The organism is Citricoccus sp. CH26A, from assembly GCF_000224415.1.
Lineage (GTDB): Bacteria > Actinomycetota > Actinomycetes > Actinomycetales > Micrococcaceae > Citricoccus.
In genome coordinates this window covers 189,422-206,016 of sequence record NZ_AFXQ01000001.1, presented here as the reverse complement: position 1 = coordinate 206,016, position 16,595 = coordinate 189,422, and the positions used below count along the sequence as shown (strand labels likewise).

Genomic DNA, 16,595 nt, shown 5'->3' with positions numbered 1-16,595 from the left:
TTGGGGGAGCCTCGGGCGGCCGCCTGGAAGGGTGCTGTCGTTCTGCTGCCGGTGGCTGGAACCGGCACCGCCATGGCCACCTCGAGGCTCCGGATCCCGTCCACCACTGGGGCAGGGGCCAGCGCAGCGACGGCGGGAGCCAGCACCCGCTTGAGCACCCGTACAGCCGCCACGATGAGCTCGAAGAGCATGAACAGCAACTTGAATGGGTCGATGATGCCCTCGATCAGGCCATGAACGAGGCCGATGGCGAAGCCCGCGATGAACTGAATTCCACCGCCGGCCATGAGCTGGGCCATCTTGTTGGATGCGTTGACCCGGGTCTGGTCGTCGACCTTGTCGCGGTCCCGCATGTGGCGCAGGAACCCGAGGACGGCGGACTTCAGCACGGACGCCAGGGGACCGAGACCGGTGAGGAAGGCGGGGAATCCGGAGAGGAACGCGATGAGCAGCCCCAGGATGAACCTGATGACAGGCGGCTTGAACTCTTCGGGCAGCAAGAGCCAGATGGCGGCCGCGATCGCCACGGGAAGCAGCGGTGGGTTCGCCGCCACGAGCAGGAGCCGGACGAGGAAGTCCCAGATCGGCTGGAAGATGGTCCAAATCGTCTCGAACAGGGCACCTACGGCTGTTCCGAGGCCAGCGAACCCGCAGTCGGCCCACTGCCCCAAGCGATCGAACTGATCGGCCACGTGGTCCAGAACGGTGGTGACGGACTTCAGACACGGGGACCAGGAAAAGACCGAGATAACGACCTGCATGCCCCGCGCCACGGTCACTATGAACCCGGCTAGCCAGGCGGACGCCGTCGTCATGATCTGCTTGAGGCCCTCCACCGCGCCGACCAAGAACGGTAATACATCGTTGGCGAGGAGCTCGCGGGCACGGACCACCACCTCGGTGTCCTGCCAGTTGGCAGCCAGCCATTTGAGCTTGTCCCACACCGGTGGAAGCACCTGGGTCAGGATCACGATCGGGCCGAGGGGGGACAGCATCAGCAGGACCGCACCGACGGCCATCAGCGGCTCGCGGATGGGCTCGATGAGGCGGAGGAAGACGTCCCACGCGGCGGCGGCCTTCTCCGTGAGCCACTCGCGCACACTCGCTGTGCTGTCCCACGCAAGGCCGAACTGCTCCAGGAGCCATTCCCACGCGAATTCCGCCAACTTGCGGATCGGCGCGGTGATCCTCCAGATCCAGGAAACGATTCCGGTGAAGACCTCCCACACGATGCTTCCCACCGCACCGAGCACCTGGAGCACGGGCTGAGCGATGTTATCCCACAGCGAGGTGAAGACTCCACTGACCGCGTCGGAGAGCCCCTGGATGAGGCCGACGATGTCATCGCCGAACACGTCGACGACGCGCAGCGCCGGACGCAACAGCGCACCGACGGCGGCACTCGCGACCGTGCCGAGCGCACCGTAAGCCTCCTCGACGTCTGCGGTGAGGCTACGGAAGAACATTTCGATGCCGGACATGACATCGATCTGGCCAAGCGGGGAGATCAGTGTCGAGACAAGGTGGTCGATGCCGCGGCAGAACATGTTCGCCAGTTCGCTGAAGACGTCACCGCGCAGGAAGTTGAGGAGACCGGGAGCGAGGTAGTCGACGACTTCCTCGGTGGCGTCCAGCGCAAGGCCGCCGAGGTAGACCGCGGCGTCCCGGGCGTCACCGGCCAGGTCCACGCCGAACTCGACGACATCCCCACCGAAGTCCACCACTTCTTCGGCTGCGTCCGAAGTCAGTTCGGCTACGGCGCTGACCGCATCCTCGAGAAAGTCGGGGACGCCGAAGTCCTGTGCACGCAGTCCGGTGCGCACCTTGATCACGCAGGGTGGCCCGCGCGCGGACGGGTGGTCGCTCGCCGGACTGCTGTGGGAGTGGTCGGAGGACTGTTGGAGCACATGGACGAGCTCATGGGCCAGCACGGTGTCTCGGTCCGCCGGGCCGAGACACCGTGTCCCACCTAGGACGATGTGTGAACCGTAGCTGAAGGCGAGCGCGTGCCGTTCCGTGGCGAGCGCGGCGGCGACCGGACCGGAGTGGATGCGAACCTGGCCCAGGTCGTGGTTCAGCGCCTCCTCGTAGCGGGCTCGCTGTGGGGAGGACAGGGGTCGCCCGGCGCCCAGCCTGGAGTCCGGGCTAGTCGAGGGTCGGATCCGGTGCCGTGGGGGTGTGCGCGGTCGGTCGGGAATCGCAGGGTGGCTTGGACGGTCGCCCTGGTGACTTGGCGTTTTTCCGACGTCGGGTGCGCATCTGGGTGCCGCTGTGAACCGGTGTGCCACCAGGGGTGCGAGGCGGTGGGCTTCGCGTTCGGCGGCGTCGGGGTGGCGGTGCACTAGCCCGGGGTTGCGGGGTCGGGGGCCGTGATCCTCCCGTCGCCGGCGGCTGGGCACGGTGCGGATGCCCCGGTTCGGTGCCGTTCGGTTGTTGCCCGGTTCCGGTCCTTTCCCGGTGCAGTTCGGGCAGCCGCCCCCGCATGGGCAGCGGGTCGGCGCCGGTCGATGTCCCGGGTCCCGATTAGGGAGGGCGTCGGGAGTCCTGGCATTCGGCGCCAGGGGCGCTGGGGCTGCTGCCGGAGTGGTAGTCGTCGTCCTTCGGACTCTGGGTCGCGAGGGCGCTACGCGGGACCCGGGCGTCTGGGTGGTCAGTGGTGTGCCGCCACCGGTGGGTCCGGCGGTTTTGACCGGGGCGGCTCGGCGGGCGGTCATTGCGGGACCAGGTGACGGAGGATGGGGACGCTGGCCCGTCTCCAGTAGTCGTTGATGAAGTACTCGAGGTCGGCCCGGCTGCCACCCTGTCCGGGCATCATGCCGTGCGTCACGAGATAGTAGTCCTCGCAGATCAGGGCCTGCTGTTCCCGGTTGAAGTCCGCGAAGGTTGCTCCCGCCTGGATTGCGGCCGAAAGGGATCCGTGGAGGGCGTTGTAGTCATACCCTTGGCCGAATTCCTGGGCGTACAGCGCCTGTGCCATGTAGTTGGCACCCACTAGCTCATACTGGGCCACATGCGCGAGCTCGTGGACGGCGAGCGCGTTGGCCATCGAATGGCCCACGTGGATGAAGTGCATGGTCGTGACCGCCCGGTGGGTCGCTCCTGCCGTTCCGGTGATCTGTTGCCAGAGGCTGCCCGGCCCACCGGAGAACAGGGACGCCAGTCGGGCGACGATGCTGTTGTGGTCCACTCGAACCAGGGCATATGGGATGAGTCCGGGTGGGTGGACTTCTTGGGCGGCGGTGATCTGCTCGGCGTTGAGTGGGGCCAGCCGGTTTGGCATGGCCCAGAGGAACTGGAGGAATTCTCCCGTCCCGATCACCTCCAGCGCGTGGATGAAGAATTCACCGGCCCACGCCGCGCCATCCAGCGTTCCCTGCAGCAGGTGGTCCCAGAGTGCGTGGAACCCCTGCCAGTTCGTGAACAGGCCAATTAGGTCCTGCAGCCACTGGGTGGTTCCCGTGCTGGCCGACCACGTGTCCTGGAGCAGGCGAAGCAGCCGATCGGGCATCGACGTGATGAAGGTGTACAGGTGCGCCGAGATGTCGAGTTGGTCCATCAAGATTTCGGCGACGGACTGCATCACCGAGCCCACGACGGGCGCGATCGCGTCGTTCACCGCGCGGGCTGCTCCGTTCATGGTTTCGAATACGCCGAACTGCACCCGTGCGCTGCCGGACAGCACCGGCGTCAGGTCGGCGGTCCTTCGCAGGGCCTGGGTCCCGGCGGTGGCGCCGGGTCTCCGGTCGATGATGTGGGCGGAGGCATCGGCCCGGAGCTCCTCGGCGCCGAGGTGTCCCTCCGGCGTGGTCTCGGTCCGCTGCTGGGCCACGTGGGCGAGCTCGTGGCCCAGGGCGAACCTTCCTGCGGGACTGTCCAGGTCCGGGAGGCCGTGTGGGAAGGCGATGGAGTCACCGCTCGTGGCGGCGTCCGCACCGCGAGCGGCGGCGAGGTCGGCCAGGGATCCGCGACGGCTCAACCGGACCCCGGTCAGCGGAATGCCGAGCGCATCCTCGGCACGGTACCGGAACGGTTGCGGCACGGGTTGGTCGCGGCCTGCCCTCCCGCAGCGCGGGCATCCTCCTCCGCACGCGCATGGTTCCGGGCTGCGGCCTGCCGCGGGGATCGCCCTGTCTCCGGGTGGATGCGTCCGACCGGTCGCCAGGTCTGGGGCCCCGGCACGGGATTGCCGGCCTGGCAGCGCACTTCGTCGATGCACCTTTGGCGGACGCACCGGCATCCTCGTCGGCGACTCCTGTCGCGTCAGGAGCGTCATGGCACCCATGGTGTCTACCCTTTTCGGCTCATCATCGGGCTCACGACTCTCCGTGTGCGGCATTGATCGCATCCTGTGCGGCCTGGCGGAGCATCGGCGCCCTGCGGCCGAGGAGGGTGGCGAGCCGGTCTTCGGGGACGTCCAGCAGCGCCTGTGCCGTGTCGATGCCCTCGGCCCGCAGTCGCCGCGCCCTAGCCGCGCCGATGCCCTTCACCTGCTCGATCCCCACTCCGGAGCCGGAGGAATCGTCCTTCCCAGTACCGGAGCGGTCCGGCGATCCGATCGGCGCGTCCTTCTCCGCATCGGCCCCCTCGTCAACCGCTTCAACAGGTTCGCCCGCGGTGGTGGGTTGGTCCGCGGTGGTGGACCGGGCGGCCGACTGCCCGGGGGCGTCGTCTTCTGCTCGGGTGAACACCGGCGAGGCCTTTTCCAGGTCCACCCGGAGCGGTTGCTGCTCAACAATGATGTCGCGGCGGATGCGCCGCGATGTCCCCAGTACCACCCGGTCCGACGAGGCGCCCAGTACCGTCCCGCTGAGGTCGGTGGCCCGTACTGTGGCCGGGATCTGGGAGAGCCAATCGAGTAGCTTCACGTCAAGCTCAATCGCGTAGTACCCCTGGTCGTCGACCGAGGCACTGATTCTGGCCTCCCCTCGGCCCGATTCGAGGAGCTGGACCACCGCGTCGCCCACGGCACGACCTGTGACATCGGTAACCCTGCCGTCGAGCAGGGCGCCGGTTTCGGGCACTGCGGCCTCCCGCACGCGCGCCATCTCTGCCTGGACGCCCAGGACGGCGGCCTTGCGCTTGCGCACGCGGACGGCCTGATTCAACTCGAGGGTCCGTGGATCGGTCGTTCCGTAGGCGGATGCAAGGCGCCGCACTTCGGCACTGTAGGCCAGTTCTGCCTGCATCTGGAACTGAGAGAGCCGGAAGGCCGCCTTCTCGAGCGCCAGGCTGGCGATAGCGTGGTCCTGGCCATGCTGGTATTCCGGCTCCACGACCTGGCGCCAGAGGTACAGGACAGCGGCGATCATGTACTGCTCTTTGGTGACCCGGGTATGCGTGCCCGGGCAGAACCGGGGGTCGGCCACCTGGTTCGGCTCTTCGAGGAGGGGGACGGCCCCCGAGGAAAGCGCCAGGATGCAGTGGTCTCCCTGGTTCAGGATTGTGGTGTTCATGGCTCGTGCCTGCGCTCCTGCCGTGGTCCCTGCGGCCAGGGTCAGGGCAGACGCCGCCACGGTGTTGGCCTCCTCGCTGAAGCGGCTGTCGGTCACCCGCAGTGAGTGTGCGATGCCCAGGAGGTTGGTGAGGGTGAGGTCCGGTCGGAACATGCTGCTCTGGTTTCCGTCGTACCCGAGGTCATCGGCTGCGACGATGAGCTGGGATATCCAGGATCGGTTCCCCGGTCCTGTGCGCACGACGTTGGAGTTGAAGAGGGTCTCCCCACTCGGTAGCAGGATTTCCGCTGTGCGCGCATAAGCTCGGTGGGTCCGGCGCGTTCCGTCCTGCTCGACGGCCGCCACCTTCATGAAGTCACCGCCGCGGACCTCCGGGGCATGGCCCAGGTGTCGGTGGATGCCGCCGAGGTTCACGATCAGCACTGCGCCCACCATCTCGTCGAAGACCCCCCAGGCGCCCTCGTACTCGGCATTGAGCGTGTTGCCCACGCAGCTCACCGGTCCGAAGGCCAGGACTGTGACGGCCCGTCCGGCGGTTTGGTCCACCACGTTGTCCCGGATGACTAGCGCAGGCTTGCGCGAGCCGTCGTCGCCGGCGCCGGTCTGGAGAGAGGAGGCGAGCCGGATGACGATCCCGCCGCGCAGGCCCTCGCTGCGCCGTTCGCGGTAATCACCGGTCACGGGAGCGTTCTCCTCAATTCGGTTGCTGGCGATGACGACGTCCTCGCCGTAGGCGAGGAAGACACCCGCGGAAGGGTTGGCGGCGTCGGTGCCGTTGCCGGTGATGTCATTGCCCTCGATCGTTAATCTCTCGACGAAGGCCAGCGAGATCCCGCCCTGGACGAAGCTGCGGGCCATTTGGCGCATCTCGTCCGTGAATTTGATGCGCAGATTGTCCGCAATCCTGTTGTCCCGGATTACCAGGCCGCGCACGGGATCCGTGGTCCGCAACAGCTCCACGGGCGACAGAGTGGACGCCACTGCATCGAGGAGGGCAGACGTGCTGCGCTCCCCGCGGGAGCTCGTGAACCGCGGGCGGACTCGCAACCCAAAACCGATGCCGGAGAGACCCATCCCCTCGATCTCGTTGTCCATGATGCGGATCGAGGAGAGGAAGGCGCTGTCGTTCCCCCCAGTGCCCCGGTCGACGCGGGCGATGACGACAACGTATGACTCCCATTTGGTCATCACTACCTGCCGGATCTCCCGGACCTCGTGGCCTGGTTCGACGTGCAACCGGTACTCCCCGGACTCCGCATTGATCGAGGCCAGCCCCCTGACATTGGTGATGCCGCTCAGCCGGTCATCATCTCCGCCATTGGTCCGACGGAGAGTCAGAGTGTGATTGGTGACCGCGGACCCATCCTCCAACTGGACCCGGGCCACGAAGAGGTTCCGTTCGACTTGAACGAGCGGGGGCCTCCGGTCCCCGTCGTCGCCACCGTCCTGTCCCCCATCGCCAGGGACGGTGCCACCGAGCATGATGCCGTGACCGAGCCCGCCGACCACGTGGTTGCGCCGCAGGTCGACGCGCTCGCATTCCGCCCGGAGGTGGATGCCGCCCTGTGCCCGGTACGGTTGATGGGACGCGGCGGCCTGTCCCCCCCGCCAGACCCGGTTGGCATAACGGATGAGATATTCGCGGTGGGCCTTCAGGTCATCCCTGCTGAAGCATGGATCGGTGGGGTCGGGACGGGCGTCGTCGGCCCCTCCCCCGTCCGTGTCCTGGGGTGACTCGCCTACGGGCCAGACGCCGGTGCGGTTGTCCTCGATGAGGGCATCCGTGGTTCGCAGGGAGATCGTCGAGATGCCGTCCGGCTGGTCCAGGAGCCACACCTGGTTCCGTAGCAGGCTTACGTCCCGGGCGGAGTCGACCCGTATCCCATGACGGCGGGCGAGGACCCGGCAGTCCTGCACGGTGACCTCCTGCGTGAAGATATCGGCTTCGTCATCCCTGGCCTCGCCGGCGATCTCGAGACCGTTGCCCAGGGGTGCGATGATGTCCACCCCACTGACAGTTAGGTCCCGTCCGCCTTCGACCCGGACGACCGGCTCATCCGGCGCAGCCGGACGGGGGAACAGGATGGTGCGGTGGCGGCAGCCACTGACGGTCACGCAAGTCCTGCCGACCAGTTTGAGGTTGGTGACGTGTACGCCGGGAAGCAGGCACAGCTGTCCGCCCTCGGGTGGCAGGTGGGCGGCCGCCTCCTCGAGCGAGTTGAAGTCGCCGAAAGTCGTCGTCCCGTTGCCCACCAGGTAGGTGCAGCACCCCTTCTGGTTGGTCAGGGGACGGAAGCGCGTTCGGCAGTCCTCGATCTCGCCGCCGACAGCGGTGTCCCCGGCAGCAGTCCACGTGATCTCCGCCAGCGGGACGCGGCTGACCTGGGGTCCGAAGGGCGGGGCATTGTCGACGAGCAGCTCCGCGTTGGGAATCTCCCCGGCGCGCACTTCAAAGGTCCACCAGGACCCCGGACGGTAGGTTGTTCCGGCCGGTGGAGTGAAGCTCAGCCGGATGCCGTCCCGGAGGATCTCCGGGGCTGCGGCGTCGATGAAGTCCCCGACGGGGGCGATCCCGTTCCAGAGGCGGAAGAAGACGGGCTCCCCAGTGCCCGGGATGCTGCCGAGCGGCGCTGGGGCGACCAGGTCCAGCTCGCCGTCGGCGTTGAGCGTGGCCGGGGTCCCGTAGGTGACGCGGTGGTGCCCGCGGTCGGGATCGAACTCGACTGCCTCGAGGTAGAACTCGCCGAGACCGCTGTTCAGGATCGCCGCTCGGTTGGCGGTGATGTCCACGTGGGCGCCGGCACCGCCGTGGAACACTCCGCGGCCGACCAAACCGCCGTTGAACGGGGACCACGCGAACATCGCGGAGCCGTCGGCGGTGCCGATGATCTCGATGCGGTAGAGGTTGTGTTCCAGCCCTTCGTACCCGCCGCCCTCGGTGACGGGGCAGTCTCCGCCCACGACTGTGGTCGGTTCCAGGGACACCGTGAGCCGTCCGTGGCCGGACAGGTCGTCGGCCAGCCGGGGGCCGATGTCCTTGCAGGTCTCGCCCTCGGCCAGGCGCAGCAGCCGCACGGCGGTGTGGGCCACGGTACGTTCGGCGGTGTCGGGCCCGCCGAGGGCGGCCTCGATCAGTCGGGCCGGGTCCTGGAAGCCGTTGAGGGCCTCGAGCCACAACTCGAGGACCACGGCGTCGCGGACCCCGTCGGCGACCTGGCCCGTAGCGGTCCCGGCCGGGTTGTGCGGCGCGGGCAGGTAGTCCGCGTGCCGGGCCACACTGTCACCGGGGCCCGCCGGGCCGTCGGTGAGGACCGTGTGCACCCCGTCTGCCCAGGCCCTGCCCGGGTGCAGCCGCACGAGCACCCTGTCACCGTTCACGGCACCGCCGAGGACCCCGTACCCGTCGGGTTCCGCCGCGGGGACGGCCAGGACGCCGGTACCGATGGTGTCGCGTGCCGCCGTGCGCCGCCAGGCCAGGGCGATGTCCTCGCCGGCGGTGAGGTCGGCGTCGCTGATCAGTCGTCCCTGCTGGTACAGGACGCCGAGGTGGCCGTCTGCGGTGTCGAACCGCCGGGTTGAGAAGTCGCCGTACATGGGAGTCTCCGTCACGTCAGGGGAAGGACCAGGGGCCGGATGCCGACCGGCATGAACTCGCGCAGCCGGATCCCGAGGTTGGCCCGTTTGTGGGCCTCCAGCAGGAATCCGGTTGCGCCCATCGCATCGTCACCGGGTCCCCTGTCGGTCACCTCGAACGCGGTGCCTCGGGCCGGCTGTACGTAGCCCGGTTGCCCGTGGTGTGCGCTCGTGAGGACCACCGGCGCCCCGGGCGCGGACACGCACGCGTAGTGCGGCGGCAGGCGGTCACCGTCGCCGGAGAACCAGCAGTGCCGCAGGCAGCCAACCTGGTGGTTCCACACATCCAACCGTTGGGAGAACACCGCACCAGAACCCCGCGCCTCGAGCACCAGCACGCGGCCGAGGATTGTCACGCCGCGCACGGACGTGACCGCCCCGTAGTCCGCCCCGCCCGATGCCGGCCCGATCGCCGGCTCGTGCTCCGGCCTATCTCCGGGACCGTCGCCGGCATCCACGACGCTGTCCTGGAGCCGGAGAAGGTAACCGTCGTCGAGGCCGAGCCGGCCCACCACGGACCGGACCACGGTGACTTCGGGGGTGGGCGTGAAGTCGTCCTCCTCCTGGGCGTCGGCGAACCCGTAACCGGCGGCCAGCAGCATCGCCGCCCGCATGGGCGCGCGGCTTCCGTCCCGCTGCAGGTGCCCACCTGGGTCCAGCGTGCAGCCCTCGACCCGGAGTCGGGCAACGGCGGCACGCGCGATGAGGGGTTCGTCTGCGACGAGCCCGAGACCGCCGGTGACGTACAGGCCGTTGAGGTCGACGGCCAGGTCGGCCGTGGTCCCAGCCGTGGGATCGAGGGGCCGGAAGGCCAGGGGCGCGGCCAGTCGGATGACCGGCCGGGCCCCGCTCGCGGCGCGGATGACCAGGGGGTGGACCAGTCGCACGGCTACGGTTCCGTCCTCCGCGAGCGCGCCGGGCAGGGTGGCGGGGTCCAGCTCGTGGACCAGCGAGTCCCGGATCTCGACAATGACGGGCCCGGTCGCCGTCTGCAGGTCGGCCAGGGCGTCCTGCAGGGAGGGGAGGGCAGGATCGAGCCCATCGACGACCGTTAGCGTTCCGCCGCCCGTCGGGTGGGCCCGGGAGACCGGGTGCGCCCCGATCGGCCCGATCGCGCCGTAGGTGTAGCCGATGTACACCCGCGGGGCGTCGTCGGTGACCATCAGATCGAGCTGGGCCTGGGTGGCCACGCCCACGCACATTCTGCCGATGACCGGGTCGATCGCGAGGTCGAAGGCGGCCAGGTCCGCGTCGAGACCGTCTTCCCAAGCGCAGAGGTTCTCCCCGCGGATCCGCCAGTTCACCCCGTCCAGCACCCCCTCGGGCACGTATAGCTGCAGGCCAACGTCTCCCGTGTCCAAGCCTTTGGGACCTGCCGGGGTCTCGGTGAAGCCGTCCACGCGCACGTACGCGGCCGGGTTCCCGGCCTCACTGCCGGAGTCAAGCCGGGCTGGCAAGATTGGTGCCCCGACAGCGTCGGGAGCGGTCAGGGAGTGGGTTCCGCCGGGGCCGGGCTGGGGACGCTGGTACGTGTTGAAGAGACGGACGGGCCGGTCGAGGGCATCGATATCCATTCGGACCGCGAACCGGGCGCGGTCGCTGCCGGCCGGCGGGGATCCCAGGTCGGCCACCCCCGTCAGGTGCGGACGCGTGGCGGGGAGGCGGTAGGCGGCGAGCCGCCAAACCCAGATCGCCAGGTTGGGCAGATTGACGTGTCGGGTGCCGTCGTCGGCCCGTCGGACGTCCGGGGTGTAGGCGAACGGGTCGAAGGCGGTACCGGTCAGGCTCAGCATCGCGGGGTCGCGGACGGGCACGGTCCCGCCGCGTCGCGGGGTGAACCGCGTCATTCCGGGCGCGCCGTACGGGGCCCGGCCGCCGTCGTCGGGACGCTGGTGGTTCAGGTGCTGCGCCCATGCAAGGTTCGGGAAGAGCTCCACGGCGCGGCACGGCCAGCCGGTGAGGTTGGCGGCCAGCCGCTCGATCGCCCCCAGGGTGCCCTTGCGGCGCCGCAGGGCGATGGTGTCGGCCACGTCGGCGCGGAGCGTGCGCGCCTCGCCCTTGAGGTGTGTGGTGCCCAGGAGGTCGGCGAGGTAGGGCACCACCCAGTCGTCGCAGGTGTCGATGAAGTGGTCGTCGTACAGGGCCCCGATGCTCTCGTGGATGGCACCGAGCATGTGCTCCACGGCCCCGAGGTAGGCGGCGAGCTGGCCGGGCGGCACTTGCTCGGCGTCTCGGATGCGGTAGATCTCCGGGAGCCGGGCGTACAGCGGGTAGCGGATCTCGGCGTTCATGGGCAGGCCTTCGGGACGTCGGGCGCGGCGTCCAGCAGCGTCAGGGCGCCGCGCGTGAGGCTGAGGACCTCGTCTCGGGCCGGGACGACCTTCGGTTGCAGGGCCCGCGGCGCCGTCGGCAGGGCGAGCGTGGCGTCGGAGCGGGACTCGGCGGCCGTGAACAGGCCGAACGCGGTGACTTGGACGAAGGTCACGCCGTCGACCCCCTGGACGACTCCTTCGATCGTGCTGGCGTACTCTGGGCCGCCCAAGGTGCGCGCCGGGGCGTCGAAGAGCCCCCGCGGGGCAGCGGTGCCGGGATCCCCTGTGATCCCGGACGGGCCGGTGGACTCGCCCATCGCCACAGCGGCGTCGCGGGGCGCCAGCGCGGCCACGATGTCAGACTCCACGTCCGCGCGCAGCCTCCGGGGGTCGAGCCCGTAGCGCACGTCGACATAGGCTTCCCGGTGGAAGGCCTGCCGCACGATAAGCGGGAAACGGTCCGGTCCCGTGCAGCGCTGCCGGTCGTTGACGATGGCGCGCACCGCCTCGAACTCCGCCTCGCGGCCCCGGTCCAGCAGGACGAGCAGCAGCACCGCCGGGACTGCGTCCACGATGTCCCACCTGGCCCTGACGCGCACCACTCCGGGCAGGGTCAGCAGCTCGGTCTCGTAGTCGGCCAGGCTGACGAGCCGGCCCAGTCCCTGGACCTTCCCGGGGGCGGCCTCGCGGGCATGGTCGCCGGACTCCCGGTCCGTCCCGCCGTGGATGCCCTCGGGCAGGGCGAGCTTCGTCACCGCGGCGATGCGTTCGGCGGCGGTGGGCGCCAGGTCCGGCTTCAGCGGGCCGCGGGACCCGGCCCCCGTGCGCCAGGTCGCGGAGACATTGCCCACGCCCGAGGGCAGGCGGGCGCCGGTGACACCGTCACCAAACTGGACCCAGGCGCTGCCCTCGGCATCCTCGCGGACCACGTACACCTCGGCGTCGGGCGGTTGGCCAAAGAGACTCGGGACCCGGGTCCAGGCGCTGCCGGCCACGTACACGGTCAGCTCCGGGACGTGCGGAGGGCTGGCCCCCGGCAGCAGGTGGTGGGTGGGCGGACTGCCCACAGGGAATGTCTGGAAGAGGGCCCGTGCGTCCCCGGTGCCGAGGACCGTGGCCGGGGTCCTCTTGCCCTCACTGATCTCCACGAGGTTACCGAGGACGCTGACCGCGGGGGCCTCCTCGTCGAACTCGCCGCGGTCGAAGGCCGGCGGCGCGTCGAAGGAGACGGGCCACATCCGCGCCCCGGCCCCGCCGCTGAAGTCGGTCCGGGCGTTGACGACGGCAAGGGTCTGGGCGGAGCCGTCGGAGTCCCGGACCAGGGTCAGTCGGCGGCCGGCCAGTTCGGCGGCCTCTGCGGCCGTGCCGTAGAACCGCAGGGCCTCGGTGCCCGTCCCGAATGGTCCGAACTGTCCGGTGGCCCGGGGGGCGAGCGAGAGGGCCGGGCCCGTGACCTCGTGGACGCGGTAGTCGCGGATGTCGGCCTCGGCGGCCAGGCCCTGGTGTTTCAGCAGCGCCGCCTGCAGGTGGAGGATGGTGACGGGGCCGGTCCAGGAGGCGAAGCCCATGGACGTGTGCCGCAGCCCGGAAACGGTGCGCAGCACGGTGAGGTCACGCACCGTGCTGCCGCTGTTGATGCGGGCCTCGACGATGACGGAGCTGTCGCGGAGCAGGTCCCGGATCTCCTCGGCGAGCGGGAGGTGCTTGGCCGGCAGGTCCCGGTCGGCGGACGTCTTCGCGCAGTCGTGTCCGGGGTAGACGTGGCGGAGGTAACCGGTGGTGTGCTGTCTGGCCCCCGTGATCTCGCCGCCCTTGACGACATTCGAGGTGTAGGTCGGGGGGACGGCGTGGCCGGCATGGCGGAACGTGCGGCCGATCCGGTATGCGGCGACCGGTCCCGGCCAGGTCCGGTCCACCGGTCCGGTGAAGACGACCAGGGTGCGGCCCAGGACCTGGCGCACCTCCTCGACCTCGAGGACCTGGGAGGCCTCCTGGTCGGTGGTGAAGCTGGTCCCCCCGGACTCCCAGGACGGCGGGTGGGCCAGGAGCATGAGGTGGTCTCCCGCGCGCAGTCCGGGGGCGGCGACGGCGTCAGGCGCGTCCGACCCGTCCACCGTGGCGACCTCGACGGTCCGCTCGCCGGCGACGATGAAGCCGGGATGGTGGCGGGGGCGGTAGAGGTTGAACCGCGAGAGGTGTGGCCAGGCGATGACCTCTGACGTGGTCTCGGCGTCCATGGGACGGGTGGAACCCTCGAGGTCGGCCTTGACCGGCCAGCCAGCGGGCACGACGACGGGACGGCCGCCGCGGACCACGACCGCGAGCGTGCCGCGGCCGCCCAGTGCCGGCGCTGGGCGGTACCCGGTCAGTCGCACCAGGTCGACGATGCTCTCGCGCCAGGTCGCGGTGCGGAGGTAGGCCTCATTGGCATAGCGCTCCTGGTAGAAGGTGAGGATGTCCCCGAGGATCGCGGCGCCCTCGAGCAGGGCGATTCCCGGGTCGTCGGCCTCCCGGTGGGTCCAGCCCGCCAGCGCCACCTCGCGGTCGATCCGGCGGAGCATCGACTCGACCAGGTCGGGATACTCGCCGACGCGGTAGTCGATGCGCGCCAGGGCTGCCCGGTTGACGGGCCGGCGGGGAAAGGCGAACCCGTCCGTGACCCAGGCGGTGCAGTCTTCCGGTGTCGTGCTCATCGCCGTCCCCCGCACAGGTCGAAGGTAATGGAGCCACGCTCCAGGTGGTCGGGGTCGTTGCGCACGAGGATGATCTCGTCGAATGCCGTCTCGAGGATTTCTGCAGCGGAAGGTGCCGCGGAGTCCCGGCGTCGCATCCCAATACTGACGACGTGGTCCAAGCCGGCCACTTTCATCAGGCGTTCGGCGACCTGGCTGCGGTGGAGCGACTGGCCGAACGTCCAGCGGTCGGGGTGGAAGAAGCCCTGCTCCCCCGTGGCCGTCCAGCCGTCGGAGAACTCCTGCCGCAATGCGTCGCGGACGTCCTCGGGCCAGACGTCCGCCCGCAGGCAGACGGTGCACTCCACGGTCAGCGGGACGTACCGGGGCGGGCGGATCTCGAGGTCCTCGCCGATGAGCCGGACGGCCTCCAGGTGGCCGGCCGTGGCGGCGGCGAGCTCCGCGGACAACTCCGTGGTCCCCTTGGGGTCCAGGACGATCCGTACGGTCCGCCAGCTGCCGGTCCAGGCGTAGGACGCGGCGGCGCGCTGGACATCGTCGACCTCCTCCGCCCGGGCGATGTAGTCGGCGAGCGTGATGGCGCGCAGCTGACGGGTCCGGTAGGCCTCGGGGGCGTTGCGCAGAACCTGTGTTGCCGGTTCCGGATCGAGGCCGTCTGTGACGTCGACAGGGTTGCTGACCGCCTCGATCACCCCGGCCAGGGCACCATCCAGCGGGGCGAAGTCGGTGATCGTCTCGGCTCCGACGTTCCCTGCCACTCCGCCGCCCACCTGGTAGGCGGCGCGGACCACGGAGCCGGCGGGCAGCAGCCGCCCGTTGGTCCCGTTGCCGAACCTCAGCCGCGTCCGCCGGTGCTCGTCCGTCTCCACGACGAAGTGGTCACCGTTCTCGGCCGAGTCGTCGCTGTGGACGAGGGAGGGCACCTCGTCCCACTCGTCGATATCCCCCGTCCCGGACTCCACGCTGACCTGCAAGGTGGACCGAGATGGGACCACCCCGCCCGGACTGATGGGCAGGTACGCCAGCGGCGTCAGCTCAGGGGGCAGGTCCGCGAGCGCCGCCCGGGTCTCCCCGTAGCGGACCTGCGCCTCCCAGTGCCCGTGCCACTCCACGGGGCCGCCCTGGGACAGGATGGTGCCCGGAGCGTGGAAGGTCGCCACCACCGGCAGCCCGTGGTGCACCCGGACGAGGTTCCCGGCGAAGACGGACACGTTGTCCACGGGCCCGTCCGGACAGGTGATCGTGAAGGCGTAGTCGCGGCGTAGCATGTCCTGATCTGCCCAGACGACCCGGACGACGTCGAGGCCGGCGAGCGGATCGCGCAGGACGGTGGCGGACACCAGGTGGATCACCTGCCGGGCGCGTCTGTCCGCGCCGGGCGAACGGCCGGTCAAGGGGTTGAGCACCTCAGCCACGAGGAGCCGGGCGAGGAGGCCGTTGTTGACGGCGTCGGCGATCTCGGCCGCGGTCACCAGCCCGTCCGGTGCCGTGGCGGTGGGCGCGGGGACCAGGTCTGCCTCCGTGGCGCCGGTGCGCAGCGCAGGCTGGGCGCCGGTCCACGTGTGCAGGTGGAAAGCGTTGAATCCCGGGGCGAGGGTTGTGCGCGAGGTTCTGGGCATGGTGGTCTCACGGGTGGCGAAGAATTGGGCGTCACCCTGATCGTCGGGACCTCCGGTCCACGCTACGAGTTCCCCATCCAGAACGAACGGTATGGCTCCCTCAGCGACAGTTATTTGGAGCCAAGTGGACGACTGCTGCCCGTGATGGAGGTGGTAGTCCATGAGTCGGGCGTGACGGGCCAGAGACACCCGGCTCCGGGCGGTGCCGAGGAACGCCTCGGCCATGACGCGGTCCTGATAGTCCGAGAGCTCGTCGGCAGCAGCGGCGAAGAGGTCGATGAGCACCTGGTCGAGGTCAGCCTCGGACGCGACCTGCCAACCCGGAACACTGTCCATCATGGCCGCGATGAGCACGTGTCGGAAGCTGTCGTAGTCCTTGGCTAGATAGTCGATCGCCGGGACCGGCGGCCGTGCCCGCGCGATGTCAGAGACCGACCCGCAGTCGTTGGTGAAGCAACCGGGACGGAACTTGAAGGCCAGCGTGGCGAAGAACGGATCGACCCGCTCCGGGTCGAACGCTAGCTCGAGAGTGTAGGTGGAGTAATCACCGACCTGTTCCAGGACCAGTTCCAGGGACGACGACGTCGGCCCCGCCCCGACCGCGACGCAGCTGACCTCACCGGCTCCGCGTCCGGCCCGCACCCTGTGGCCACCTGCCACGGGAAAGACGTCCGCGGGGCCCGGACCGTTGGTCGCCTCGGCCAAGATGTCCGCCACATGCAGGTCGTTGAAGAAATGCAGTTCGAGGACGGCCGACGTCCCGGCAGCGTTGACGTCCACCAGGACGGCACGGAGCCCGTTCAGACCCGCCGCGGCGAGGTCCCTGGCACGCTCGTCCACGGCCGAGGGATTGCGGACCGGTGCGGGGTTCTCACGCCACATGTC

General features: G+C 69.7%; 6 protein-coding genes and 1 pseudogene. 1 reads left to right on the top strand and 6 read right to left on the bottom strand.

All coding sequences use genetic code 11. The annotated features are described in order from the left end of the window. Window positions 1-1,901: 1,901 nt before the first annotated feature. From CITRI_RS20535 to CITRI_RS0100880, 3 genes and pseudogenes are all read right to left on the bottom strand, one after another. Window positions 1,902-2,714: pseudogene (locus CITRI_RS20535) on the bottom strand (DUF4157 domain-containing protein); the annotation flags it as partial. Continuing rightward, window positions 2,711-4,039 carry a DUF4157 domain-containing protein gene (locus CITRI_RS18235; protein WP_010142654.1) on the bottom strand — a complete coding sequence of 443 codons (1,329 nt, stop codon included), beginning with the start codon at window positions 4,037-4,039 and terminating at the stop codon, window positions 2,711-2,713. The pseudogene CITRI_RS20535 and the gene CITRI_RS18235, both read right to left, overlap by 4 nt. Before the next feature lie 274 nt (window positions 4,040-4,313). Further along, the gene (locus tag CITRI_RS0100880; protein WP_157998887.1) at window positions 4,314-8,438 is read right to left on the bottom strand and encodes a right-handed parallel beta-helix repeat-containing protein; all 4,125 of its coding nucleotides are present in this window, start codon (window positions 8,436-8,438) and stop codon (window positions 4,314-4,316) included. 12 nt (window positions 8,439-8,450) lie between these two features. On the opposite strand from CITRI_RS0100880, the gene CITRI_RS19525 reads away from it, so the two are divergent. Continuing rightward, on the top strand, window positions 8,451-9,032 hold the full coding sequence (locus CITRI_RS19525; protein ID WP_157998886.1) for a hypothetical protein: 582 nt from the start codon (window positions 8,451-8,453) through the stop codon (window positions 9,030-9,032). Between the two features lie 26 nt (window positions 9,033-9,058). On the opposite strand, the gene CITRI_RS0100875 is transcribed toward CITRI_RS19525, so the two are convergent. Genes CITRI_RS0100875 through CITRI_RS0100865 form a run of 3 tightly spaced genes read right to left on the bottom strand, consistent with a single transcriptional unit; the run spans window position 9,059 to window position 16,592 of the window. After that, window positions 9,059-11,377, bottom strand: coding sequence for a phage tail protein (locus CITRI_RS0100875; RefSeq protein WP_010142650.1), 2,319 nt, complete (start codon window positions 11,375-11,377; stop codon window positions 9,059-9,061). Continuing rightward, window positions 11,374-14,091 carry a hypothetical protein gene (locus CITRI_RS0100870; protein WP_010142648.1) on the bottom strand — a complete coding sequence of 906 codons (2,718 nt, stop codon included), beginning with the start codon at window positions 14,089-14,091 and terminating at the stop codon, window positions 11,374-11,376. The genes CITRI_RS0100875 and CITRI_RS0100870 overlap by 4 nt, the downstream gene beginning before the upstream one ends. After that, window positions 14,088-16,592: a putative baseplate assembly protein gene (locus tag CITRI_RS0100865; protein WP_010142647.1), complete on the bottom strand. Its 2,505-nt coding sequence runs from the start codon at window positions 16,590-16,592 to the stop codon at window positions 14,088-14,090. Before CITRI_RS0100865 ends, CITRI_RS0100870 begins: the two co-directional genes overlap by 4 nt. Window positions 16,593-16,595: the final 3 nt, after the last annotated feature.